General features: G+C 69.7%; 21 protein-coding genes. 12 read left to right on the top strand and 9 right to left on the bottom strand.

Annotation, left to right across the window (positions count from 1 at the left end):
• The first annotated feature begins 3 nt into the window (after positions 1-3).
• Entirely contained in the window at positions 4-1665 is a 1662-nt protein-coding gene (locus tag AN216_RS01605; RefSeq protein ID WP_420855676.1) for a sensor histidine kinase, read from the top strand.
• 57 nt (positions 1666-1722) lie between these two features.
• On the opposite strand, the gene AN216_RS01600 is transcribed toward AN216_RS01605, so the two are convergent.
• Positions 1723-2217 (bottom strand): MarR family winged helix-turn-helix transcriptional regulator, encoded by a 495-nt coding sequence (locus AN216_RS01600; protein ID WP_070194749.1) that lies wholly within the window; start codon positions 2215-2217, stop codon positions 1723-1725.
• Between the two features lie 206 nt (positions 2218-2423).
• On the opposite strand from AN216_RS01600, the gene AN216_RS01595 reads away from it, so the two are divergent.
• The 6 genes from AN216_RS01595 to AN216_RS01570 all read left to right on the top strand — a co-directional run bounded on the left by AN216_RS01595 (position 2424) and on the right by AN216_RS01570 (position 8118).
• Entirely contained in the window at positions 2424-2783 is a 360-nt protein-coding gene (locus tag AN216_RS01595) for a DUF3817 domain-containing protein (protein ID WP_070194748.1), read from the top strand.
• Positions 2780-3070 carry an MTH1187 family thiamine-binding protein gene (locus tag AN216_RS01590; protein ID WP_070194747.1) on the top strand — a complete coding sequence of 97 codons (291 nt, stop codon included), beginning with the start codon at positions 2780-2782 and terminating at the stop codon, positions 3068-3070. The genes AN216_RS01595 and AN216_RS01590 overlap by 4 nt, the downstream gene beginning before the upstream one ends.
• A gap of 125 nt (positions 3071-3195) precedes the next feature.
• Positions 3196-5028 carry a glycosyltransferase family 2 protein gene (locus tag AN216_RS01585; RefSeq protein WP_079166121.1) on the top strand — a complete coding sequence of 611 codons (1833 nt, stop codon included), beginning with the start codon at positions 3196-3198 and terminating at the stop codon, positions 5026-5028.
• Positions 5029-5165: 137 nt separating this feature from the next.
• Positions 5166-5744: a MarR family winged helix-turn-helix transcriptional regulator gene (locus tag AN216_RS01580; RefSeq protein ID WP_107401866.1), complete on the top strand. Its 579-nt coding sequence runs from the start codon at positions 5166-5168 to the stop codon at positions 5742-5744.
• 85 nt (positions 5745-5829) lie between these two features.
• The gene (locus AN216_RS01575) at positions 5830-6162 is read left to right on the top strand and encodes a DUF3817 domain-containing protein (RefSeq protein ID WP_070194746.1); all 333 of its coding nucleotides are present in this window, start codon (positions 5830-5832) and stop codon (positions 6160-6162) included.
• Positions 6163-6417: 255 nt separating this feature from the next.
• Positions 6418-8118, top strand: a complete 1701-nt coding sequence (locus tag AN216_RS01570; RefSeq protein WP_070194745.1) for a coenzyme B12-dependent isobutyryl-CoA mutase large subunit — start codon at positions 6418-6420, stop codon at positions 8116-8118.
• 158 nt (positions 8119-8276) lie between these two features.
• On the opposite strand, the gene AN216_RS01565 is transcribed toward AN216_RS01570, so the two are convergent.
• Complete coding sequence (locus AN216_RS01565) at positions 8277-8894, bottom strand: TetR/AcrR family transcriptional regulator (protein WP_244502273.1); 618 nt, start codon at positions 8892-8894, stop codon at positions 8277-8279.
• 337 nt (positions 8895-9231) lie between these two features.
• Here AN216_RS01565 and AN216_RS01560 point away from each other — a divergent pair, with 337 nt between their 5' ends.
• From AN216_RS01560 to AN216_RS01545, 4 genes are all read left to right on the top strand, one after another.
• A complete protein-coding gene (locus AN216_RS01560) occupies positions 9232-10200 on the top strand; it encodes a tetratricopeptide repeat protein (protein WP_079166120.1) in 969 nt (322 codons plus the stop codon).
• A gap of 592 nt (positions 10201-10792) precedes the next feature.
• Positions 10793-11407 carry a DUF6230 family protein gene (locus AN216_RS01555; RefSeq protein WP_070194742.1) on the top strand — a complete coding sequence of 205 codons (615 nt, stop codon included), beginning with the start codon at positions 10793-10795 and terminating at the stop codon, positions 11405-11407.
• 90 nt (positions 11408-11497) lie between these two features.
• Complete coding sequence (locus tag AN216_RS01550; protein WP_070194741.1) at positions 11498-12142, top strand: DUF6114 domain-containing protein; 645 nt, start codon at positions 11498-11500, stop codon at positions 12140-12142.
• Positions 12132-13487, top strand: a complete 1356-nt coding sequence (locus tag AN216_RS01545; RefSeq protein ID WP_070194740.1) for an ICP22 family protein — start codon at positions 12132-12134, stop codon at positions 13485-13487. Before AN216_RS01550 ends, AN216_RS01545 begins: the two co-directional genes overlap by 11 nt.
• Before the next feature lie 127 nt (positions 13488-13614).
• Here the strand turns inward: AN216_RS01545 and pyk are convergent, their stop codons facing one another.
• The 3 genes from pyk to pta are packed head-to-tail and all read right to left on the bottom strand — an operon-like array spanning position 13615 to position 18447.
• Positions 13615-15045, bottom strand: coding sequence for a pyruvate kinase (gene pyk, locus AN216_RS01540; protein ID WP_070194739.1), 1431 nt, complete (start codon positions 15043-15045; stop codon positions 13615-13617).
• Between the two features lie 46 nt (positions 15046-15091).
• Positions 15092-16312: an acetate kinase gene (locus tag AN216_RS01535; RefSeq protein ID WP_070194738.1), complete on the bottom strand. Its 1221-nt coding sequence runs from the start codon at positions 16310-16312 to the stop codon at positions 15092-15094.
• Positions 16309-18447: a phosphate acetyltransferase gene (gene pta, locus AN216_RS01530; RefSeq protein WP_070194737.1), complete on the bottom strand. Its 2139-nt coding sequence runs from the start codon at positions 18445-18447 to the stop codon at positions 16309-16311. The genes AN216_RS01535 and pta overlap by 4 nt, the downstream gene beginning before the upstream one ends.
• Positions 18448-18831: 384 nt before the next feature.
• On the opposite strand from pta, the gene AN216_RS01525 reads away from it, so the two are divergent.
• Positions 18832-19857: a 6-phosphofructokinase gene (locus tag AN216_RS01525; RefSeq protein WP_070194736.1), complete on the top strand. Its 1026-nt coding sequence runs from the start codon at positions 18832-18834 to the stop codon at positions 19855-19857.
• Between the two features lie 149 nt (positions 19858-20006).
• On the opposite strand, the gene AN216_RS01520 is transcribed toward AN216_RS01525, so the two are convergent.
• From AN216_RS01520 to AN216_RS28940, 4 genes are all read right to left on the bottom strand, one after another.
• Positions 20007-20915: a carbohydrate ABC transporter permease gene (locus tag AN216_RS01520; protein ID WP_079166119.1), complete on the bottom strand. Its 909-nt coding sequence runs from the start codon at positions 20913-20915 to the stop codon at positions 20007-20009.
• Between the two features lie 2 nt (positions 20916-20917).
• Positions 20918-21724 carry a carbohydrate ABC transporter permease gene (locus AN216_RS01515; protein ID WP_107401867.1) on the bottom strand — a complete coding sequence of 269 codons (807 nt, stop codon included), beginning with the start codon at positions 21722-21724 and terminating at the stop codon, positions 20918-20920.
• 122 nt (positions 21725-21846) lie between these two features.
• On the bottom strand, positions 21847-23196 hold the full coding sequence (locus AN216_RS01510; protein ID WP_070194865.1) for an extracellular solute-binding protein: 1350 nt from the start codon (positions 23194-23196) through the stop codon (positions 21847-21849).
• Between the two features lie 191 nt (positions 23197-23387).
• On the bottom strand, positions 23388-24074 hold the full coding sequence (locus tag AN216_RS28940) for a response regulator (protein WP_070194734.1): 687 nt from the start codon (positions 24072-24074) through the stop codon (positions 23388-23390).
• Positions 24075-24170 lie beyond the last annotated feature (96 nt).

Here is a 24170-nt window from a genome sequence, read left to right as displayed (position 1 = left end):
GCCGTGGGCGCGACACTCGTGGTCGCGCTGGCGCTCGTCGCCGCCGGCTTCCTGGTGATAGACACCCTCCGGGGGCGGCTGGGGGACACCGCTCGGCTGCAGGCGGAGTCGGCCGCTCGCGAGGTGGCCGCGCAGGTCAGCGACGTCGGCGACCGGGGCGTTCGCGGTATCGAGGGGCTGGACGGTGAGGAGCCGGTGCAGATCGTGGACGCGGGGGGCCGGGTCCTCGGCGCCACCGAGGGGCTCCATGGCCGGCCCGCCCTCGCCGAGTTCCACCGACCGCCCGCCGGCGACCACGAACCGCGACCCGACGCGTCCGCCTCCGACGACACGGACGAGAGCGCCGACGACGGCGGTGACGACGGTGCCGATGACCAGGAGGAGGACTCCCACGAGGGCCAGGACCAGGATCAGGACCAGGACGAGGGGAACGATGACCCGTCCGGCGCCGAGTCGCCGTCGAAACGCGTGACCGTCGACCGGAACAGTGCCGACCGTACCCTCACCCTGTCCGTGGACGAGGACGGCGAGGTCGATCCGCCCGGCGAGGCCACCGGGCAGCAGGACTTCCGCGTGGTCGCGGTGCAGGCGGTCACCCGCGACGACACCCCGGTGACCGTCTACGCCGGCGTCTCGCTGGCGAGTCAGGAGCGTGCCGTCGAGTCGGTCCGCAGGTCAATGCTGATCGGGCTGCCCGTGCTGCTGGCGGTGGTCGCGGCGGTGACCTGGCTGGTGACCAGGCGGGCCCTGCTCCCGGTGGAGGGTATCCGGCGGGGGATGGCGGAGATCACCGGGAACCGGGACCTGAGCCGTCGGGTGCCCGAGCCGGCCGCGCGGGACGAGGTGGGCGCGCTGGCTCGTACGACGAACGAGACACTGGCGGCCCTCGAGGAGTCGGTGGAACGGCAGCGCCGGTTCGTGGCCGACGTGTCGCACGAGCTGCGCAGCCCCATCGCCTCGCTGCGTACCCAGTTGGAGGTGGGCGCGGCGCACCCCGAACTGCTCGACCTGGAGGGGGCCGTGCAGGACACCGTGCGCCTCCAGGAACTCGCGGCCGACCTCCTGCTGCTGGCCAGGCTGGACGCGGGGGAGCGGCCCGGAGACACCCGGCTGTCCCTGCCCGCGCTCGTACGGGCGGAGCTGGACCGGAGGGCCGACGTCGAGCCTCCGGCGATGTCGGTCGAACTCCCGGAGCCGGATGGCGGGACGACCTCCACGGCGGTGTCGGGGGAGGCCGAGGTGCTGGGCAGCCGGGGCCAGTTGACCCGGGTCCTGGGCAATCTGCTGGACAACGCGCGGCGGCACGCCGAATCCGTGGTGCGGGTGGTCGTGCGTACGGACGGTGCGGAGGTGGTTCTCGCGGTGACCGATGACGGGCCGGGGGTGCCGGAGGAGGAGCGGGAGCGGATCTTCCAGCGTTTCGTACGACTCGACGACGCGCGCAGTCGGGACGCGGGAGGCGCTGGGCTGGGTCTGGCCATCGCCCGCGACGTGGCCGAGCGGCACGGCGGGACGCTCGCCGTGCGCGCCGCCACAGGTGGCGGCGCCTGCTTCGAGTTGCGCCTGCCAATGGCCGCCGAGGCTGGCACGACCACGCACGCGGCCAGCGACGCGGACTCCCCAAGGGACAGCGCCACGGACACCCGCGACGAGCCGGCCGGCTAGCTGGCGGGCGGCGTGCCGGACTCGTCAGCCCGGCGCGTGCCGGGCAGCGGCGCCGGGTCAGACCGCCGGCTTCCCGCCCGCCTCGCACTCCGCCCCGAGCAGGTGATCGGCGACCGGGTCGAGTGCCTTCTGCAGCTGGGCCAGCGCCTCCGCCGGCAGTAGGTCGATGAAGTGTCGCCGCACCGAGGCCACATGGTGGGGTGCGACGCGCAGCATGGTCTCCCAACCCTGCTGGGTGAGCACGGCGAACAGTCCGCGCCGGTCCGAGTCGCAGCTCTCCCGGCGCACCAGCCGGGCGTTCTCCATCCTGGTGATCTGGTGCGAGAGCCGACTCTTCGACTGGAGCGTGCGGGTGGCCAGTTCGCTCATCCGCATCCGCTGCTCCGGCGACTCCGAGAGGTTGACCAGGATCTCGTAGTCGTTGTTGGTGAGACCGAACGGCTGGAGGTCGGCCTCCAGCTGGTGCATGAGCAGCCGGCTCACGTCCAGGTGTGTGCGCCACACGCGCTGCTCTTCGTCGCTGAGCCAGAGCTTGCCGTTGTCGGTGTCCATACCGGCGACTTTACCGCCGCGTCACGGGGACGCGGCACGTTCGCCGGTGCTGTTCCCTCCCGGAACGCCCTCACCCGGAGCCGCGCGGGGACCCCTTCCCGAGGGCACCCCTGGTGTCCGTACTGTCCGGAACACCTGCCAGACTGAGTGCGCCCTGTCTGTCATCGGGAGCCGGTCGCTCCCGCCCGCGTACGAAGGCGCATCCCGTGGACATCAAGACCGCCGCCGCCCTGCACCGGCTCCGTCTCGTCTCCGTGCCGGAGGCACTGTCCTTCCCGGCACTGCTTATCTTCGGCTCGCTGCTGAGCCGCGTCTCGGACATCGACTTCCTGATGATGCCGCTGGGGCTCATCCACGGTGTGCTCTTCGTGGCGTACCTCCTGCTCCTCGCGGACGTGTGGCGGCACACCCGGTGGCCCCTGTCCCGGGTGGCGTTCTTCGTGCTGCTCGCCGTGCTCCCCTTCGGCGGGCTGTACGGCGACCGGGTCCTCAAGCGGGACGAGGAGGCCGGCGTGATCGCGGTCCGGGCCCGGAGGGAACCGGCCGAAGACGCGGTCAACCCGTGATCGTGGCCTTCTCCGTCACCCCGCTCGGCGTCGGCGAGGATGTGGGGGAGTACGTCGCGGACGCTGTGCGGGTCGTACGCGAGTCCGGGCTTCCGCACCGTACGGACGCGATGTTCACCTCCCTGGAAGGTGACTGGGAGGAGTGCATGACGGTGGTGCGCCAGGCCGTCGCGGCCGTGGAGGAGCGGGCGCCACGCGTCTCGCTGGTGCTGAAGGCCGACATCCGGCCCGGAGTCGTCGACGGTCTGACCGAGAAGGTGGAGACCGTGGAGCACCACTTGTCCTGACCCCTCCGCCACTGCTTGACCAGGGCGCGAGGCTCCGCTGCCCCGCTCGGCCGTATCCAGCTCGACACTGACCGTTATGTCCACTTTCGTGGCTGTATCGGGTTAGTTGATCGGCTGGAGGACCAGTGGCGCCGATAGGCTACGACTACGACACGTACAGCCGTCTCGCCGGACCGCTCACCGAGGCGGAGCCGGCGTACCGGGTGCGCTATCGCAATCTGCTCTCCCAGGCACCGCACCGAGCGGTCGGCATGCTGCTGATGACGGCGGCGCCCAGCATGTCCCTGGTACTGCTGATCTGGCTGGTGTGGCCGACACACTGGACCCAACGCGACGGCGGCACCCCGTGGATGGTGCTGCTCGACTCGACGGTGCTCGTCTCGCTCGGACTGATCGAGGTCTTCCGGGTGGTCAACGTCGTGTCCATGGCGCACGCCACCCTGGTCGCCCGCGACCCGGTGCCGGTACGTCCGGAGCCGGGCACCCGGGTCGCGTTCCTGACGACGTACGTGCCCGGCAAGGAGCCGATCGCCATGGTGCGGGCCACGCTCGCGGCGGCGGTCCGGCTGCGTCACGAGGGCACGCTGCACGTCTGGCTGCTGGACGAGGGCGACGACCCGGAGGTCAAGGCCCTCTGCCGGGAGTTGGGGGTGCGGCACTTCACCCGTAAGGATGTACCCGAGTGGAACCGGCCGCGTGGCCCACACCGCGCACGCACCAAGCACGGCAACTACAACGCCTGGCTGGACGCGCACGGTGAGGACTACGAGTTCTTCGCCTCGGTGGACACCGACCACGTGCCGCTGCCCGGCTTCCTGGAGCGCATGCTGGGCTACTTCCGTGACCCGGACGTCGCCTTCGTCGTCGGCCCACAGGTGTACGGCAACTACGAGCACGCGGTCACGAAGTTCGCGGAGAGCCAGCAGTTCCTCTTCCACACGCTGATCCAGCGGGCCGGAAACCGCTACGGCGCGCCGATGTTCGTCGGTACCAACAACTGCGTGCGGATCTCGGCCCTACGGTCCATCGGCGGGCTGCAGGACTCCATCACGGAGGACATGGCAACCGGCTTCGAACTGCACCGTCGGCGCAATCCGGCGTCCAACCGCCGCTGGCGCTCCGTGTACACCCCCGACGTGCTGGCCGTCGGCGAGGGTCCGGTCTCCTGGACGGATTTCTTCACCCAGCAGTTGCGCTGGTCCCGCGGCACCTACGAGACTCTGTTGAAGCAGTACGGCCGAACCAGCCACCGACTCTCCGCCGGACGGCTGTTCAGCTACTCGCTGATGCTCGCCTACTACCCGATGAGCGCGCTCACCTGGATTCTCGGCGCGATCAGCTGCGCTCTGTTCCTGTGGCTCGGCGCGTCCGGCATCCAACTCTCGCCGTCCGTGTGGCTGATGCTCTACAGCGACGCCGCCGCGCTCCAGGTAGGCCTGTACCTGTGGAACCGGCGGCACAACGTCTCCCCGCACGAGCCCGCTGGCTCCGGCGGCTTGGGGGGCATGGTGATGTCCGCGCTGTCCGCCCCGATCTACGCCCGATCGCTGGTCGCAGCGGTCCTGCGCCGGCCCTGCCGGTTCGTTGTGACGCCCAAGGGCGGCTCCGCGAGTCTCGACCACTCCGCCACCTTTCGTACGCACCTGGGGTGGGCGGTCGTACTGGGCGGGTCGCTGCCCGTCTCGGTGGCGCTCGGGAACACCCACGTGGCGATGCGCTTCTGGTCGCTGCTGGCGCTCACGGTGGCCATCGCGCCCGCGCTGACCTGGTGGATCAGCGAGTACCGGGCCGGGCGCCTGCGGCCGGCCGGGAAACCGGCGACGGTGCTCGGCGGTCGGACGATACGCGCCGTGCGGCTGGTTACCGGCACTCCGCCGGCGCCGGTCACGGTGGAACAGGCCGGTCAGCCCGCGCGCGGCGAGCCGGAGTCCACGCTCGCCACCACCTCGGGTTCCTGAGGCCGATGGCCGCTCGGGAGGCGGAGGCCCGTGCCTTGGACGCTGGGACGTCCCGACCGCTGACTGTCGGCCGGCGAAGTCGGTCAATGGCTGAGACGCCCCTGGCCAATATGTGACTGCCCGGTACCCTCGGGTGCGTGCCGAAGCCGCTCAGCCTGCCGTTCGATCCGATCGCCCGAGCCGACGAGCTGTGGACCCGCCGTTGGGGGGCGGTCCCCTCCATGGCCGCGATCACCTCGATCATGCGCGCCCACCAGATCCTCCTCGCCGAGGTTGACGCAGTGGTCAAGCCCTACGGCCTGACCTTCGCCCGATACGAGGCGCTGGTGCTGCTGACCTTCTCGAAGGCGGGCGAGCTGCCCATGTCGAAGATCGGCGAGCGGCTGATGGTGCACCCCACCTCCGTGACCAACACCATCGACCGGCTGCGGAAGTCGGGTCTCGTGGCCAAGCGTCCCAATCCGGAGGACGGTCGAGGGACGCTCGCGGTGATCACCGAGAAGGGTCGGGAGGTGTGCGACGCGGCGACCGAGGAGCTGATGGCCATGGACTTCGGGCTCGGTGCCTACGACTCCGGGGGCTGCGAGGAGATCTTCGCGCTGCTGCGCCCGCTGCGCGTCGCGGCGCAGGACTTCGACTCCGATGACGAGCCGCGTGTGTCGGATGAACCGCGTGCCTCGGACGAGTCCGACGCCGCGCGGCCCGACCCGTCGTAGTGCGGTCCGCTCGGAGTCACCCGCTCCGGTAGCCACTACCCGGGCCCCGCGAAGATCGCCGAGAGCGGACGGATAGGCTCCGAACATGAAGAAGAGCGTGCTCACTCGCTACCGGGTGATGGCATACGTCACCGCCGTCATGCTGCTGGTGCTGTGCACCTGCATGATCTTCAAGTACGGCTTCGACACCGGGGAGACCGCGACACTCATGGTGTCGCAGGCGCACGGGCTGCTGTACATGATCTACCTGGTCTTCGCCTTCGACCTCGGCCAGAAGGCCCGTTGGAGCTTCGGCAAGCTGCTGTGGGTGCTGCTGTCCGGGACTCTTCCCACCGTCGCGTTCTTCGTCGAGCGCCGGATCGCGCGCGAGGTGGAGCCGCTGATCGCCGGCGCCGAGCGGGAGCCCGCGCGGGCCTGAGCGGCGGTACGCCGAGCCGGCCGGCGAAACCGACCGGCCGTATGCGCCGGCCCGGCGAACCGACCCGGCTGTGTGAACCGGCTCAGCCATGCCTGTGCGCCGAGGTCCGGCCCCAGCCGACACGCGCCACGCCGGCCGACGGCTCTTGCGCCGGGCCGTTCCCGGGCGGACAATTAGTAGGACGTCCTAGTAATTTACCGCCCGCAGCCGCCGCCGGAAACCCCGCGGTCTGGGGCGCAGAGAGGCGAGACAGGCATGGATGCTGAAGCCATCGAACAGGGCAGGCTCCGCTGGCAGGCGCGATACGACGCGGCGCGCAAGCGGGACGCGGACTTCACCACGCTCTCCGGTGACCCCGTCGACCCGGTGTACGGTCCGCGCGCGGGCGACTCGTACGAGGGGTTCGAGCGGATCGGCTGGCCCGGCGAGTTCCCGTACACCCGAGGGCTGTACGCCACCGGATACCGCGGCCGCACGTGGACCATTCGACAGTTCGCCGGCTTCGGCAACGCCGAACAGACCAACGAGCGCTACAAGATGATCCTGGAGGCCGGTGGCGGCGGCCTCTCGGTCGCCTTCGACATGCCCACCCTGATGGGCCGGGACTCGGACGAGGAGAAGTCGCTCGGTGAGGTCGGTCACTGCGGGGTCGCGATCGACTCGGCCGCGGACATGGAGGTCCTGTTCCGGGACATCCCACTGGGCGAGGTCACCACCTCGATGACCATCTCGGGTCCGGCCGTTCCGGTGTTCTGCATGTACCTGGTCGCGGCGGAACGGCAGGGCGCCGACCTCGCGAGCCTGAACGGCACGCTGCAGACGGACATCTTCAAGGAGTACATCGCGCAGAAGGAGTGGCTCTTCCAGCCCGAGCCCCACCTGCGGCTGATCGGTGACCTGATGGAGCACTGCGCGCGTGGCATCCCCGCGTACAAGCCGCTGTCGGTCTCCGGCTACCACATCCGGGAGGCCGGCTCGACGGCCGCGCAGGAGCTGGCGTACACGCTCGCGGACGGCTTCGGTTACGTCGAGCTGGGACTGTCCCGTGGCCTGGACGTCAACACCTTCGCCCCCGGTCTCTCGTTCTTCTTCGACGCGCACCTCGACTTCTTCGAGGAGATCGCCAAGTTCCGCGCCGCACGTCGGATCTGGGCCCGCTGGATGCGCGACGAGTACGGCGCCACCTCGGAGAAGGCGCAGTGGCTGCGCTTCCACACCCAGACCGCGGGAGTGTCGCTGACCGCCCAGCAGCCGTACAACAACGTCGTACGCACAGCCGTGGAGGCGCTCTCCGCGGTGCTCGGCGGAAGCAACTCGCTGCACACCAACGCCCTGGACGAGACCCTGGCACTGCCCAGCGAGCAGGCGGCGGAGATCGCGCTGCGCACCCAGCAGGTCCTGATGGAGGAGACCGGGATCACCAACGTCGCCGACCCGCTGGGCGGTTCGTGGTACGTCGAGCAGCTGACCGACCGGATCGAAGCCGACGCCGAGAAGGTCTTCGAGCAGATCAAGGAGCGTGGTCGACGCGCCGTGCCGGACGGCAACCATCCGGTCGGACCGATCACCTCCGGCATCCTGCAGGGCATCGAGAGCGGCTGGTTCACCGGCGAGATCGCGGAGGCCGCCTTCCAGTACCAGCGGGCCCTGGAGAAGGGCGAGAAGCGGGTGGTGGGCGTCAACTGCCACACCGGCTCGGTCAGCGGCGAGCTGGAGATCCTCCGGGTGAGCCATGAGGTGGAGCGCGATCAGGTGCGGGTCCTGGGGGAGCGCAAGGCGGCCCGGGACGAGGCGGCCGTACGGACCGCGCTGGAGGGCATGATCGCCGCCGCTCGTACGTCCGAGAACATGATCGAGCCCATGTTGGACGCCGTACGTGCCGAGGCCACGCTGGGCGAGATCTGCGGGGCGCTGAAGGAGGAGTGGGGGGTCTACACCGAGCCGCCCGGCTTCTGACGGTCCCTGCCCCGGCACGGCTGCTCACGACTCCTCAGCACGGCTTCTCGGCCGGTTCGACACGCGGCGGACCGGCCGAGGGCGTTTGACGGTGCCTGCCGCACTGGCGGAACCGCCTGGCGGAGCCGCCGGAGCCCGACGAGCCGCGGGCCGTCAACTCAGTACGCTGAGGCCGAATCGCTCGCCTCGTCCAGCGAGCTGAGGCCGCCCAGCAGCAGCTCGGTGAACATCGTCGTCCACGCGCCGTCCACCGGCTCCGCGCTGACCAGCGCCCGGTGCACGACCGCGCCGGCGATCACGTCGAAGATCAGGTCCACCTGGCGGGCGGCCGTCCCGGGATGCGGCGCGGAGGTCAACTCCCCCCGGCGCTGGGCCCGGTCCCGTCCCTCCTGCACGAGGTGCTTCTGGCGCTGCACGATGGCTTCGCGGATGTGCACCCGCAGCGCGGGGTCACGGGTGGACTCGGCGACGACCGCCATCAGCGAGGTCTTGGTCTCCGGGCGCTCCAGCAGGGTGGCGAACGAGCCGACGACGCCCTCGATATCGCCCCGCAGGCTGCCCCGGTCGGGCAGCTCGAGTTCGTCGAAGAGGATCGCGACCGCGTCCACCACCAGTGCGCTCTTGCTCGGCCAACGCCGGTAGAGGGTGGTCTTCGCCACGCCCGCGCGCGCTGCCACGTGCCCCATGGTGAGTTTCGGCCAACCCAGTTCGACCAGTGTGGCGCGGGTGGCGTCGAGGATCGCACTGTCTGCCGCAGTGCTGCGGGGGCGGGCCATGGCGCGCACCCTACCCATCCCGGCCCGGTGGCCGAGCAGAGGTCGTGCCGGTCGCGCGGTGTGGCTGGCCGTACCGGCGGTGACGCGCCGATGGCCAGCGTAACCAGCGCATCAGAGCTGCCGTGGTCGTCGGGGCCCGGGGATGCACCACCGCTCAGTCTCCCGGCGTCCCGGAGCGTGGACGCCCGTTGGGAGCCGCCGACCCTCCGGTGTTACGCTACGAGTCGTATCGAAATGGCTCCTGGCTCGTCCGCCATAGCGGACGGGTCGGTGCGACAACCACGCGCCGGGTGGGGACCCGGCAACGAACGCCGCGCGAAAGGGGGAGACTGGTCTCATGCAGCCACGCAATATGTCCATGAGCGGAGTGGTCGACCTCGCCGCGGTTAAGGCGGCCGGAGAGGCCAAGCAGAAGGCCGAGCAGCAGCGGGCCGACCCGGCCGGCGGCGGTGGTTCCGCGCCGGCCGGCCTGGTGATCAATGTCGACGAGGCGGGTTTCGAGGCGGACGTGCTCCAGCGTTCCGCCGAGGTTCCGGTGGTCATCGACTTCTGGGCCGAGTGGTGCGAGCCGTGCAAGCAGCTCGGGCCGATTCTGGAGCGCCTGGCCCAGGAGTACGCGGGACGCTTCCTGTTGGCCAAGGTCGATGTCGACAGCAACCAGATGCTGTTCCAGCAGTTCGGAGTGCAGGGCATTCCCGCGGTCTTCGCGGTGGTCGCCGGTCAGGCGCTGCCGCTCTTCCAGGGCGCGGCCCCGGAGCAGCAGATCCGGGAGACCCTGGACCAGTTGATCCAGGTCTCCGAGGAGCGCTTCGGTATCACGGGCCTGCAGGGAGTGCCGCAGGCGGAGGCCGAGGAGGCACAGGAAGAGGAGCCGGAGCCCGCGGGGCCACCGGAGGACCCCGCGCTGGCGGCCGCGCACCAGGCGTTGGACGAGGGCGACATGGAGCGCGCGGTGCAGGCGTACCGCGACGTCTTGGCACAGGACCCGGGAAACACCGAGGCACGCCTCGGCTTGGGGCAGGCTGAGTTGCTCGGGCGGGTCCAGGGCCTGGACGCCCAGCAGGTGCGCAAGGAGGCCGCGGACCAGCCGACGCTGGTCGACGCGCAGTTGAGGGCCGCCGACCTGGACATGGTCGGTGGGCATGTCGAGGATGCTTTCGGCCGAATCGTGGAGACCGTGAAGCGGACCGCGGGGGACGACCGGGAGCGGGCACGCCTCCGGCTCCTCGAGCTGTTCGAGGTGATCGGCGCGGAGGACTCCAGGGTGGTGACGGCGCGTAGCGCACTGGCTCGTGTGCTGTTCTGATCCGTTCCGGGGAACTCTTCACCACTCATTGATTTAGCGACATCGATGGCTGCGTTTTGCCAAAACTTGGTGAAGCGTGGCCATCGTTACGTTCGGTGAGTCGTGATCGGACTGTGTCTATGACATGTCCGGATAAGGGACTTTCTATGGCGACGGCCGCCGGAAGCGTTGGGTGACGGTTTCCGGGTGACTGAAAGGCCACCGCTTCCGAGATCATTACTCGCAAGTAATGAACCCCTTGTGCGACGGCCCGAGATGGACCACGATCGGCCAAGCTCGGTCCATTCCAGTCCGTCAACCAGACGGAAGTGCAAGGGTGATGGGTCCCCACCGAGCGGTCCGGCAGCTATCATCGCCGGTCCACGGGCAGGGGGGTCTCTGCCGCCTGGTAGGGCCTGTCCGTCATGCAGGGTTGCGCGAGAGCGTGGCCAGTGGTTGTCGCTCGGGGGTGATCGCCGACAGCTCGGACGCGCGTACGCTTACGGGTCTCCAGATGACGGCGTTCCCCTTCCCGAGGACGTAGCACTTCTCCCATCCCAGGTATGGGTCCGCAGGCCGTACCGGAGATGTACGTCCGAGAAGGAGGAAAGTCATGGAGTCCCTGGCTCGTGGCGGGACCAGATGGAAGCGGTTCGCCGTTGTCATGGTGCCCAGCGTTGCCGCTACCGCCGCCATCGGAGTCGCCCTGTCGCAGGGTGCTTTGGCGGCATCGTTCAGTGTGTCCGGCCAGCAGTTCAAGGTGACCGCGGACCGGCTGGAAGCCAACGGCTTCGCACAGTACGGCGCTGTCGACAGCACCAAGAAGGGCAACAAGCCCGTCACGGTCGTCGGCATGAACGAGGCGGAGATCAAGAATCTCTGCCAGTCCGTCGTCATCCCGGTGCCGGTGTTCGGCGATGTCTCGATGAAGCTCAGCGCGGGCGGGGGCAGCACCCCGGTCGAGGCCAAGAAGCTGTACATCGACGCCGACAAGTTGTCGACGAACGCCACGTTCAAGAACATCGACATCGGTGTCTCGGTCGACGACACGACCAAGGGCCCGGGGCCCAACAAGGGTGACAAGTACCTGGAGGGCTCCTTCGCCCAGCAGGCGGAAAGCGTCGTCTTCACGGACGTCAAGCAGCGCGCCTGGGCCACCACGGCCGGAACGTTCAAGCTGAGTGGCCTCAAGATGGACGTCAAGAAGGGCGCCCACGAGTGCTACTGACGCACTGATCGTACGGGCGCGAGGGCCCGACCTCGTGCCCGTACGGCCGCTCCCCATGCAACTTTGTGCCAGTCCCGAGGAGCTGTACGTATGAGCGCCGACACGCGAGAGCAGCCGATGGATCGGTTTGCCCGGATACGCGCCAATTTCCGGGTGTGGCGAGGACAACGCCCGTTCTGGGGAGGGATGCTGACCCTGCTCGCCGGCATCCCGATCATGTACATCCCGTACCAGAATCTCACCCTGGGCTCCCTGACCATCCGGATGTCGACCACGGCGGGCGCCGGCTCCCTGATCATCGGCGTGCTGCTGATCGTGCTCGGGCTGACGATGTGGTTCCAGCCGCAGTCGCGGGTCTTCTCCGGTGTCGCGGCGATCCTGCTGGCCCTGGTCTCGCTGGTGGTCTCCAACGTAGGTGCCTTCCTCATCGGCTTCCTGCTGGGGATGATCGGCGGCGCTCTGGGCATCTCCTGGGCGCCCGGCACGCCTTCCGGGAGCGAACGGTCCGCGAGGCACGGCAGAACCTCGAGCGGCGTGGCCGGGGACCGTGGTGCGGACAGCGGCGACACGCACGACGAGGGCACGGACCGGGTCGGTACGGCTGCCACGGAGCACGGCACCGCCGCCGCGGACGCGGACGGCGGTCAGAACGACTTGTCAGTCACGGGAACGGCTTCGTCCTCTCCGAGCGGAGCCGATGCGAACCAGGCGAACGGGAGGCACGGTGCCGGGTGACGAGGCACGGGAGGAAACGGGCACCGTAGCGGACGCCACGGCGGACACCGGACGCGCGAGAACCGGCCCGCGACACGCGGCCCCCAGGAAGCCGCTGTTGACCCGGCTGCACCTCCCGGCAGGCAAGGCGATAGCCATGGCGGCGATGCCGTCCGCGGTGCTGATGGGCATGGGTCTCACGCCACAACTGGCGAGCGCCAAGCCGCAGCCCAAGAACCCCTTCAAGGACGGGCCCTGTGTGTCCGCTCCGGACAAGGAGGAGGAGGCGCGGGCCGACGCCGCCGAGAAGGCGAAGGAGAACTCCCAGAAGCAGGCCGAGGAAGCCGAGGAGGCCAAGGAGAAGGCGGAGCGGCAGGCCGAGAAGCGGAAGGCCGCGGCCGAGCGCGCCGAGAAGGAGAAGGCCGAGAAGGAGAAGGCCGACGAGGCGGACCCCGCGCCGGAGGAGTCCCCGTCCGGCACGGACGGCTCCGACTCCGCCGAGGACTCCGGGAGCCCGGCCGAACCGGAGCCGGAGCCCTCCGAGTCGGAGTCCAAGAACCCGCTCGACCCGCTGGGCGTGGGCGAGAAGCTCAAGGATCTGCTCACCCCGGGAGAGAAGAACGAGCAGGAGGACGACGAGTCGGCCACCCCGACACCGGAACCCTCCGACCCGGGCACCGGCGGCTCCGACAAGCCACAGTCGCCGGGCGACGACGCCGACAAGCCGGGCGACGGGAAGTCCGACGAGGACGGTACGGGCGAGCGGGGCGACGGCACCGACGGTTCCGCCCCGGGCGAGCAGCCCGAGCCCACGCCGTCCGAGAGCGAGGCGGAGAAGGGGCAGGACGAGCCCGAGGCCGATGCGGGCGCGGACGAGGACGGGAAGAAGCCGTTCCCCTGTGTCGAGGAGAAGAAGGTCGACGGTGAGGATGAGAAGACCCCCGTCACCCTCCCGAACCAGCCCTGGGAGCTGCAGGCGTCCAAGCTCGCTCTGCACGGCCTCGACTACGAGGGCGTCGTCAACGTGCGCACGGCGGACGGCGGCTCCAAGCAGGCACTGAAGTTCACCGCGGACAGCGTCGACATCGACGACCTGCACCAGATCGTCGGTGGCCCGAACGGCACGCGGTACCACGTACGGGCCGCCGAGGGGTCCACCTCGACCATTCGGAACGGTCAAGTGACCATGTACACCGAGCGGTTGGAGGGCAACCTCTTCGGGATCATCCCGATCGTCTTCGACCCCGAGCACCCGCCGCCGCTGAACGTCCCCGAGGCGATGTTCACCGACGTCAAGGTCCAGCAGGCCGGCCAGTTCGGCGGCACGCTCAGCATCCCGGGGCTCCAGCAGGAGATCACGCAGTAGCGACCCTGGGCCGGTGCCGCGCCGCGCGGTGCCGGCCCGGAGTCACGACGGGGCTCGTACGGAGGGGGAGTTCCCCGCCCGTACGAGCCCCGTACGCGTGTGGTCACGCCGTCGGTCGGACGCCGGGTCAGATCTGCTCCTCGCCGCCCAGGTGGTGCACCCGCACCATGTTGGTGGTGCCCGGGACGCCGGGAGGCGAACCCGCCGTGATGATCATGGTGTCGCCCGCGTCGTAGCGCTTGAGCTTCAGCAGCTCGGCGTCCACCAGCTCCACCATCTCGTCCGTGGTCTCCACATGAGGCGCCACGTACGTCTCCACGCCCCAGCTCAGGGTGAGTTGGTTGCGGGTCGGCACATCCGTGGTGAAGGCCAGGATGGGCTGGAGCGTCCGGTACCGGCACAGCCGACGGGCGGTGTCCCCGGACTTGGTGAAGGCGATCAGCGTCTTGGCGTTCAGGAAGTCGGCGATCTCGCAGGCCGCCCGGGCCACCGAACCCCCCTGCGTACGCGGCTTCTTGCCCGGCACGAGCGGCTGCAGGCCGCGGCTGAGCAGTTCCTCCTCCGCCGCCTCGACGATCTTCGACATGGTCTTGACGGTCTCCGTCGGATACTGCCCGACGGAGGACTCGGCGGAGAGCATGACCGCGTCCGTACCGTCCAGGATGGCGTTGGCCACGTCGGAAGCCTCGGCACGGGTCGGCCGGGAGTTGGTGATCATCGACTCCATCATCTGGGTCGCCACGATCACTGGCTTGGCGTTGCGCCGGCACAGCTCGATCAGCCGCTTCTGCACCATCGGGACCTTCTCCAGCGGATACTCCACCGCCAGGTCGCCGCGTGCCACCATCACGCCGTCGAAGGCGAGCACGACCTCCTCCATGTTCTCCACCGCCTGCGGCTTCTCCACCTTGGCGATGACCGGCACCCGGCGCCCCACCTCGTCCATGACGCGGTGCACGTCGCGTACGTCCGCGGCGTTCCGTACGAAGGACAGCGCCACGAGGTCGGCGCCCATCCGGAGCGCGAACGCCAGGTCCTCGACGTCCTTCTCGGAGAGAGCGGGGACGTTCACCGCGGCGCCGGGCAGGTTGATGCCCTTGTGGTCGGAGATCACTCCGCCCTCGATGACGATGCACCGCACCCGCGGCCCGTCCACCTCGGTCACCTGCAGCGCGACGTTCCCGTCGTTGATCAGGATCGGATCGCCCTTGGTGACGTCACCGGGCAGCCCCTTGTACGTGGTGCCGCAAACCGACTTGTCGCCCTCGACGTCCTCGGTGGTGATGGTGAACTCCTCGCCCCGCACGAGCTCCACCGGGCCCTCCGCGAAGGTCTCCAGGCGGATCTTGGGGCCCTGCAGGTCGGCGAGCACCCCGACGGCCCGGCCGCTCTCCTCCGCGGCCTTGCGAAGCCGTTGGTACCGCTCCTCGTGCTCGGGGTGGGTGCCGTGGCTCATGTTGAACCGGGCCACGTTCATCCCCGCTTCGATCAGCGTTTTCAACTGTTCGAAGGAGTCGGTGGCGGGACCGAGCGTGCAGACGATTTTTGAACGGCGCATGGAGGGCATCCTCTCATTTTGTTCAAGTGCGAAACGTTGGGTCGTGTCATGTGCTGGTGCCGTCCCCGGCGACCAGCGAGTAGGTCTGCCGGGCGATCTCCAGCTCCTCGTCGGTCGGCACGACGGCGACGGCCACCCGGCTGCCGGCGGGGGATATGAGCCGCGGTTCCTCGCCGCGGATCGCGTTCAGCTCCGGGTCGACCGCCAGACCCAGGCCCTCCAATCCACCGGCCGTGGCCTCCCGTACGGGCGCGGAGTTCTCCCCCACGCCGGCGGTGAAGGCCACCGCGTCGACTCGGCCGAGCACGGCGACGTAGGCGCCGACGTACTTCTTCAACCGGTGTACGTACACGTCGAAGGCCAGCCGTGCCGCCCCGTCGCCCTGCTCGATCCGCCGCCGGATCTCCCGCATGTCGTTGTCGCCGCACAGCCCGACCAGGCCACTTCGCTTGTTCAACAGGGTGTCGATCTCGTCCACCGACATCCCCGCGACCCGGGAGAGATGGAAGATCACCGCCGGGTCGATGTCCCCGCTACGGGTGCCCATCACCAGCCCCTCGAGCGGAGTCAGCCCCATCGAGGTCTCCACGCACACCCCGCCCCGTACCGCCGAGGCGGAGGCGCCGTTGCCCAGGTGCAGCACGATGACGTTCACCTCGTCCGGCCGTTTGCCCAACAGCCGCGCGGTACGCCGGGAGACGTACGCGTGCGAGGTGCCGTGGAAGCCGTAGCGCCGGACCCGGTGGCTGTCGGCGGTCGCCACGTCGATGGCGTACCGGGCGGCGTGCTCCGGCAGGGTGGTGTGGAAGGCGGTGTCGAAGACGGCCACCTGCGGCAGCCGTGGGTTCATGGCCTGTGCGGTACGGATGCCCCGCAGGTTCGCCGGGTTGTGCAGCGGTGCCACCGGGATAAGCCGTTCGATCTCCCGCAGCACCGGCTCGTCGACGACCGTCGGCTCGGTGAACCGCCGGCCGCCGTGCACCACCCGGTGACCGACCGCCGCGAGCCGCGGGGAGTCCAAGCCCATCCCGTCCGTGGCCAGTTCGCTGGCGACCGCCTTGAGCGCGGCGGCGTGGTCCGGGATCGGCTCGTGCCTGGCGCGCTCCGCGCCCTCGCCGGTCAGCGGCGTGTGGAGCAGCCGGGAGGTCCCCTCGCCGATGCGTTCCACCAGCCCGGTCGCCAGCCGGGAGTCGTCCGTCATGTCCAGCAGCTGGTACTTCACCGAGGACGAGCCGGAGTTGAGTACGAGCACCCGCGTGGCGGTCATGCCGCGCCGCCCTTCTCCGGGCCGCGGATGGCCGACTGGGCCTGCACTGCGGTGATCGCGACGGTGTTCACGATGTCCTGTACCAGCGCACCCCGGGACAGGTCGTTGACCGGCTTGCGCAGCCCCTGTAGCACCGGCCCGACAGCCACCGCGCCGGCCGACCGCTGCACCGCCTTGTAGGTGTTGTTGCCGGTGTTCAGGTCCGGGAAGATCAGCACAGTCGCCCGGCCCGCCACCTCCGAGCCCGGCAGTTTGGTCGCGGCGACCGTGGGATCGACCGCCGCGTCGTACTGTATGGGCCCCTCCACCAGCAGTTCCGGCCGGCGCTCGCGAACCAGGCCGGTGGCCTCCCGCACCTTGTCCACGTCCGCGCCGGCGCCCGAACTCCCGGTGGAGTACGACAGCATGGCGATCCGTGGCTCCACGCCGAAGCGGGCTGCGGTCGCGGCGGACTGGATGGCGATGTCCGCCAACCGCTCCGCGTCGGGGTCCGGATTGATCGCGCAGTCGCCGTACGCCAGCACGCGGTCGGCCAGGCACATGAAGAATACCGAGGAGACCACGTCCGCCTCCGGCTTGGTCCTGATCACCTCGAAGGCGGGACGGATCGTCGCCGCCGTGGAGTGGGCCGCGCCGGACACCATGCCGTCCGCCAGCCCCTCCCGCACCATCAGCGTGCCGAAGTACGAGACCTCCGCCACGACGTCGTACGCCAACTCGTGCGTGACGCCACGGTGCGCGCGCAGTTCGGCGTACAGGCCGGCGAACCGCTCGCGCAGCGGCGAGATCCGCGGGTCGACGATCCGCGCGGTCGCCGCGCTGGTCTCCGGCACCTCCCCGGCGCCGAGCAGCGGCAGGTCGATGCCCAGCTCGGCGGCCCGCTTGCGGACCGCGGTGTCCTCGCCGAGCAGGGTCAGGTCGCAGACGTTGCGCCGCAGCAGGACCTCGGCGGCGCGCAGCACGCGCTCCTCCGAGCCCTCGGGAAGCACGACGTGCCGGCGGTGCGCGCGGGCCCTTTCGATCAGGCTGTGCTCGAACATCATGGGCGTGACCCGGTCACTGCGCAGCACCGAGAGCCGGTCGGTAAGCCGGGCGCCGTCCACCTGCGACTCGAACAGGCCCAGCGCCAGCTCCGCCTTACGGGGCGTGGTCGCGGTCAGCTTCCCCTGGAGCGAGAAGAGTTCGGCGGCGGTGGGGAAGGAGCCGGCGGGCACCGCCAGCACCGGGGTGCCCGGCGCCAACCGGGCGGCCAGCGCCATCGTCTGCTCACCCGGCCGCTCGTCGAGAGTGAGGACGACCCCCGCGATCGGAGGCGCGCCCGCGGAGTGCGCCGCCAGCGAGCCGATGATCAGGTCCGCGCGGTCGCCTGGCGTGATGACCATGCAGCCCTCGGTGAGGGCAGGCAGGAAGGTGGGCAGGTGCGCGCCGCCGAAGACGAAGTCGCGCACGTCCCGGGAGAGCCCCGTGTGGTCCCCGAGCAGCACCTGTGCGCCCAGCGTGTCCCGGACCTGCCCGACGGTCGGGGCGGACAGCGCGGGGTCCTCCGGGAGGACGTAGACCGGCTCGGGCAGCCGGGCGCCCAGCGTCCGGGCGGCTTCCTGGGCCTGACCGTCCCGCACCCGGTTGGCGATCATGGCGACCACCTCGCAGCCCAGCGAGGTGTACGCGTCATGCGCGTTGTGCACCTCGGCGACCACGGACTCGGCGGTCTGGTCGTAGCCTCCGACCACCGGGAGCACGGACGCGCCGAACTCGTTGGCCAGTCGGGCGTTCAGGCCCAACTCCGCCGGCAGACCGGTGTCCGCGAAGTCGGTGCCCAGCACGAGCACCGCCTCGTAGTCCCGCGCCACCGTGTGGAAGCGCTCGACCAGCCGGGCCACGAGTTCGTCGGTGCCCTGCTCGGCCTGCAGGGTGCTGGCCTCGGCGTACCGCATGCCCACGACGGTGCCGGGCGGTTGGGTCAGCCGGTATCGGGAGCGCAGCAGGTCGTATATCGGGTCCGGGCCGTCGTGCCCGAGTGGCCGGTACACCCCCACTCGGTCCACCTGGCGGGTCAGCAGCTCCATGACCCCCAGCTCGACCACCTGTCGTCCGTCCCCCCGGTCGGTGCCGGTCACGTACACGCTGCGTGCCACGCGTGCTCTCCCATTCCTGGTTCAGCCGGGTATGCCTGACGTCTTCGGTTGTGTGTACGTCCGTCTGCGGCGCGGCCTCGGGACGTACGCTTGCTACGGCTTTCCCCGATGCCCGCGGAAATTCCCCCACCGGCAGCTTCGGCGCCGGTTCGCGGCCGCCGGGCCCGGTCGCGCGGGCTCGCTGCGGGTGGGGAGACCACGGGATCACCACTCGGGGTGGGCTCTATCCTTGACCGTACCCGCGCATCCTCGTCGGCCGCGCGGCAGGAGTTCGGGTGGTGGACACCCGGGGCAGTATCTGTTCAGGCCGTGAAACAATCCCCCGTTCAACGGGACTTACGAAGTCCACCAGCGAGCACCCAGCGAGCAGGAGAAGCGAACCCCATGCGTATCGGAGTCCTCACCGCGGGCGGCGACTGCCCTGGTCTGAACGCCGTGATCCGGTCGATCGTGCACCGCGCCGTGGCCGACCGGCAGGACGAGGTCATCGGTTTCGAAGACGGCTTCAAAGGACTGCTGGACGGTCGGTACCGGCAGTTGGACATCAACTCCGTGAGCGGCATCCTGGCCCGCGGCGGCACGATCCTGGGTTCCTCCCGCCTGGAGCGGGACCGGCTCCGCGAAGCGTGCGACAACTCCGAGGAACTGATCGAGCGGCTCGATCTGGACGCGCTCATCCCCATCGGCGGCGAGGGCACCCTCACCGCCGCGCGGATGCTCGCGGACGCCGGTCTGCCGGTTGTCGGGGTGCCCAAGACCATCGACAACGACATCTCGGCCACCGACCGCACCTTCGGCTTCGACACGGCCGTCGGTGTCGCCACGGAGGCCATGGACCGGCTCAAGACCACCGCGGAGTCACACCAGCGGGTGATGGTCGTGGAGGTCATGGGGCGCCACGCGGGCTGGATCGCGCTGGAGGCCGGCATGGCGGCCGGCGCGCACGCCATCTGCATCCCGGAGCGGAACTTCCAGGTCGACGACCTGGTCAAGATGGTCGAGGAGCGGTTCGCACGGGAGAAACGGTTCGCGCTGATCTGCATCGCGGAGGGAGCGCACCCGGTGGAGGGCTCGATGCCGTACGAGAAGGGGGTCATCGACCAGTACGGCCACGAGCGGTTCGTCGGAGTCGGCAACCGGCTCGCGGTGCAGTTGGAGCACCGGCTGGGCAAGGAGGCCAAACCGGTGATCCTCGGTCACGTCCAGCGGGGCGGCACGCCGACGGCGTACGACCGGGTGCTGGCGACGCGCTTCGGCTGGCACGCGGTGGAGGCCGTGCACCGGGGCGAGTTCGGGCGGATGACGGCCCTGCGCGGCACGGAGATCGGTATGGTCCCGCTGGCGGACGGCGTGGAGCAGCTCAAGCGGGTGCCGCAGGACCGGATGGACGAGACGGAAGCGGTCTTCTGAACCGCAGCGGACGTCGGAGCCACCCTGACCGCCGCGCGCTCGCTCCCGGGGCGGCGCGCGGCGGTCAGGGTGTTCGCTGGCACGCCCCTGGCACGCCGTGGCTGGCACCGCCGGGCCTGGGCACCGCGTACGGCGGGCCGTTCCGGGGCTCAGCCCTTGACCCCGCCGCCGAGGGTGAAGCCGCCACCGAGGCGGCGGGAGATGAGGATGTACAGCACCAGGACCGGGGCGGAGTACAGCATTGAGAAGGCGGCGAGTTCACCGAAGGCCACCGCGCCGTAGTTCCCGAAGAAGGTGAAGATGCTGACCGCCGCCGGCAGCTTCTCCGGGCTCAGCAGCAGCATGAACGGGACGAAGAAGTTCCCCCACATCATGATGAAGCTGTAGATCGTCACCACCGTCATGCCCGGGCCCATCAGCGGCACGATGACGCGCAGCAGCGACTGCCACCAGTTCGCTCCGTCGGTCCACGCGGCCTCCTCCAGCACCACCGGGACGCCGTCCATGAAGTTCTTCATCAGCCATACGGCGAACGGCAGTTGCGAGGTGGCCAGGAAGAACGCGGTGCCGTGCATGGTGTCGACCAGGTTGATCTGCACGAACAGGGCGTAGACCGGCACCATCACCGCCGTGATCGGCAGGCAGGTGCTGAAGAGGATGGTGAGGAGGTACGGCCGACTGAACCGGGAGCGGAAGCGGGACAGCGGATAGGCCGCCAGTGAGGCGCAGAGCACCGTCAACAGGGTGGCCCCGCCGCAGATCAGCAGGCTGTTCCACATCGGGGTGAAGGTGATCTCGTCGGTCAGCACCGCGGAGAAGTTGTCCAGGGTGGGATCGGTCGGTGGCCGTACCTTCAGGTTCGCCTCCGCGTTCAGGGAGGCGAAGACCAGCCACAGCAGTGGCACGACGAACGCGGCCGCGAGCACCAACAACCCCGCGTCGGCCGCCAGTCGCTGCCGGCCTCGGCGACTCAGCCGGCGACCAGGTCGCAAAACCGGCCGGCGGCCCGACCGGTCGCTGGGCCGCGCCCCCGTACCAGCACGAACGGCGCTGGACATGCTCAGACCTCCTCGCGCATCAGGCGCAGATAGACGAGTGAGAAGAGCGCGCCCACCACCAGCAGGAGCAGCGCGACCGCGGTGCCGTAGCCGATCAGCGCCTTGTTGAACGCCTGGTCGTACATGAACACCGGCAGGGTGGTGCTCCGGTTACCCGGGCCGCCGCGGGTCATCGCCCAGATCAGTCCGAACACGGACAGCGTCTGCAGCGTGTTCAGCATCAGGTTGGTGCCGATGGAGCGGCGGATCATCGGCAGCGTGATGTACCAGATCCGCTTGATCCCGTTGGCTCCGTCGACCTGCGCCGACTCGGAGACCTCCGTGGGGATCTCGGAGAGCGCGGCCGAGTAGATCAGCATGGAGAAGGCGGTGCCGCGCCAGATGTTCGCGAACGAGACGGCCAGGATCGGCAGTGTGTACAGCCAGTTCTGGCTCGGCAGGTGGAGCCAGTCCAGGATCGAGTTGAGGGTGCCCTCCTTGTGGAAGAAGGTGTAGAGGAGGAAGCCCGCGACGATCTCCGGCACCACCCAGGCGCAAATGACGACCGCGCCGGTCACCGACCGTACCGCCTTGCTGGCCCGCTGCATGAGCCCGGCGAGCAGCAGCCCGAGGGTGTTCTGGCCGACGATCGAGGAGAGCAGGGTGAAGACCAGGGTGAGGACGACCGCGTTCAGGAAGTCGCTGTCCTGGAAGGCGCGTCGGAAGTTCTCCAGGCCGACGAAGGACGAGGTGGCCTGCCCGGTCAACTGCATGTCGGTGAAGGCCAGATAGGCGCAGTAGCCGATCGGCCCGGCCAGGAAGAGCAGCATCAACGCGGTGGCGGGGGCGACCGGCAGCCAGCGCCAGTACCGTCCGCCGTTCGCCCGGCGCCTGGCCCTCTCGGAGCCGGGCGCCTCTCGTCGTTCGGGCGGTGCCGTGACCTTGACTGTACTCACCGTTTGGTTACCGCCCCGTCCGTGATGGAGCGCACCTGCTTGTCGTACGCCGCCGCCGCCTCCCGCGGACTCGAGTCGCCGGTGGTGACCTGCTCCATGGCCTCCGTGATCGCCGTGGAGACCTGTGGGTACACCGGCAGCGCGGGCCGGTAGTGGCTGACGTCGACCAGGTCGGTGAAGAACTCCGTGCGGGGCAGCGACTTCTGGTACTCCGGGTCCTCGGAGACGTCGTCCCGTACGGAGATCTGGGAGCCGCGGAGGTACCACTCGCGGGCGTTCTTCGGCGTCTGCATGGTCTCGATCAGCTTCCAGGCGAGATCGGGGTTGCCGGAGTGCTCCGGGATCGACCAGGCCCAGCCGCCGGACATGCTCACCTTGCCGGGTGCGGCGCCGTGCTGTGTGGGCATCGGGGTCACGCCCATGGTCTCCGACCATTCCGGCCAGGGTTTGCCGCCGGTCTTGAGCCACTGCTGGCTGAGGAACGACCCGTCCAGCGCGATGGCCAGCTTGCCCTCGGGCAGGTACTCCGTCGGCACCTGCGTCTGGATGTTGGGGGACAGCGCCTCGGAGACGGGCGGGCCGAGCTTCTCCGAGTACACCGACTCCACGAAGCGGAGGCTGTCCTCGAAGCCCTCGCTGCCGATGATCCACTTCTCCCGCTGCTTGTCGTAGAGCGGGTCCTCGGTGCCGTAGAGCAGCATCTCGAAGCCCTGCATCGCCGCCGCCTCACCGGCAGCCTTGCCGGTGAAGACGTTGAACGGGATGACCTCCGGCACCCGCTTCTTGATGGTGCGGGCGGTCTTCAGGACGTCGTCCCAGGTCCTGGGCTTCCAATCGGTGGGCAGGCCGGCCTTCTCGAAGATCTTCTTGTTGTACCAGAGCCCGCGGGTGTCGGTGCCGTCCGGGACGCCGTACGTCCCGCCGTTCGGGCCCTGGGTGGCCTCCTTGGCGGCGTCCTGGTACTCGCTCCAGTCGTCCCAGTCCTCGAGGTAGCGGTCCAGCGGCTGGAGATAACCGGCCTCGATGTCGGACCGGATCAGGAAGGAGTCCTCGTAGACCACGTCCGGCGCGGTGTTCGGGGACCGCATCATGACCTGGATCTTGGTGTAGTAGTCGTCCTGCGAGGCCTGGATCGGCACCGGCTTCACCTCCTTGCCGGGATACGCCTTCTCGAACTGCTTCGCGACGTACTCGACGTAGTCCTCGCGCACGGTCACCTGGTTGTTGGTGTCCTTCTGGAAGGCGACCTCGATGACGTCCGGATCGTCGGTGGTTCCACAGCCCGTGAGCGTGCCCACGGCGAGTGCCGCGGCGACGGTCAGTGTCAGCGGAACGATGGCGCGCACGAGCAGGACCTCCTCGGCCACGGGGCCGGACGCCCTGATCCGTCGGCCTCACGGGGCTGCTGCTCGGTGAAGGTACGGGCGTCCTAATGACAGGTCAATGGGAGGAACACAAATCCCCGATCGTCACTGAAGGTAAGGAAATCGTCTCCGAAGGCAACCGCCGGTCGCCGACGGCACGGGCGGCGCGGGGCTCAGGGAAGCCAGCGGTAGCAGTACTCGGGCCGTCCCACCTGGCCGTACTGCGGGCGGCGTTCGGCACGACCGGATTCCACCAGGTGCTCCAGATACCGACGCGCGGTGATCCGGTTGACGCCGATCTCCTCCGCGGCGGCGGTCGCGGTGCGGCCGTCCGAACGGGCGGCCCGCAGGGTGCCGGTCACCGACTCCAGAGTGGCCGCGCTCAGCCCCTTGGGCAGGGTCGCGGGACGCGGCGTACGCAGCACGGAGAGCGCGCGGTCCACCTCGGCCTGGCTGCCGGCCTCGCCCCCCGCGCTCGCACGGAACTCCGCGTACTGCTGCAGCCGGTCGCGCAGGGTGGCGAAGGTGAAGGGCTTCAGCACGTGTTGCACGACGCCGAGCGCCACCCCCTCGCGTACGACGGTCAGTTCGCGGGCGGAGGTCACCGCGAACACGTCCGTCATGTGGCCCGCTCCGCGCAGCGTACGGACGAGGGACAGGCCGTGGCCGTCCGGGAGGTAGAGGTCCAGCAGGATCAGGTCCACGGGCGACCGGTCGAGCGCCCGTGCGGCCTCGGCCCGGGAGTGCGCGACGCCGGCGACCCGGAAGCCGGGGACCTTGGCGACGTACTGGACGTGCGCGTCCGCGGCCACCGGATCGTCCTCGACGACCAGCACCCGGATCGGACCGGAGGTGGTCATACTCCCGCCTCCGTACGCTCCGGGGCCGGTCGCCCGCCCTGTCGGGGGAGCGGGGCCCGTTCGCTGCTCGCCTGCCCGCCGGTCGCGGCCGTGCTC

Origin of the sequence: Streptomyces oceani (assembly GCF_001751245.1) — a bacterium.
Classification (GTDB): domain Bacteria; phylum Actinomycetota; class Actinomycetes; order Streptomycetales; family Streptomycetaceae; genus Streptomyces; species Streptomyces oceani.
The sequence above is the reverse complement of the archived record's forward strand: the minus strand, read 5'-3'. Positions and strand labels throughout refer to the sequence as shown.

What these genes read in the sequence shown, in the direction of transcription:
- AN216_RS01520 (WP_079166119.1), bottom strand. Translation starts at nt 20,915, where the DNA reads ATGTCCAGCGCCGTTCGTGCTGGTACGGGGGCGCGGCCCAGCGACCGG.
- AN216_RS01515 (WP_107401867.1), bottom strand. Translation starts at nt 21,724, where the DNA reads ATGCTGCTCTTCCTGGCCGGGCCGATCGGCTACTGCGCCTATCTGGCC.
- AN216_RS01535 (WP_070194738.1), bottom strand. Translation starts at nt 16,312, where the DNA reads ATGACCGCCACGCGGGTGCTCGTACTCAACTCCGGCTCGTCCTCGGTG.
- AN216_RS01570 (WP_070194745.1), top strand. Translation starts at nt 6,418, where the DNA reads ATGGATGCTGAAGCCATCGAACAGGGCAGGCTCCGCTGGCAGGCGCGA.
- AN216_RS28940 (WP_070194734.1), bottom strand. Translation starts at nt 24,074, where the DNA reads ATGACCACCTCCGGTCCGATCCGGGTGCTGGTCGTCGAGGACGATCCG.
- AN216_RS01525 (WP_070194736.1), top strand. Translation starts at nt 18,832, where the DNA reads ATGCGTATCGGAGTCCTCACCGCGGGCGGCGACTGCCCTGGTCTGAAC.
- AN216_RS01565 (WP_244502273.1), bottom strand. Translation starts at nt 8,894, where the DNA reads ATGGCCCGCCCCCGCAGCACTGCGGCAGACAGTGCGATCCTCGACGCC.
- AN216_RS01560 (WP_079166120.1), top strand. Translation starts at nt 9,232, where the DNA reads ATGCAGCCACGCAATATGTCCATGAGCGGAGTGGTCGACCTCGCCGCG.
- AN216_RS01550 (WP_070194741.1), top strand. Translation starts at nt 11,498, where the DNA reads ATGAGCGCCGACACGCGAGAGCAGCCGATGGATCGGTTTGCCCGGATA.
- AN216_RS01600 (WP_070194749.1), bottom strand. Translation starts at nt 2,217, where the DNA reads ATGGACACCGACAACGGCAAGCTCTGGCTCAGCGACGAAGAGCAGCGC.
- AN216_RS01575 (WP_070194746.1), top strand. Translation starts at nt 5,830, where the DNA reads ATGAAGAAGAGCGTGCTCACTCGCTACCGGGTGATGGCATACGTCACC.
- pyk (WP_070194739.1), bottom strand. Translation starts at nt 15,045, where the DNA reads ATGCGCCGTTCAAAAATCGTCTGCACGCTCGGTCCCGCCACCGACTCC.
- AN216_RS01555 (WP_070194742.1), top strand. Translation starts at nt 10,793, where the DNA reads ATGGAGTCCCTGGCTCGTGGCGGGACCAGATGGAAGCGGTTCGCCGTT.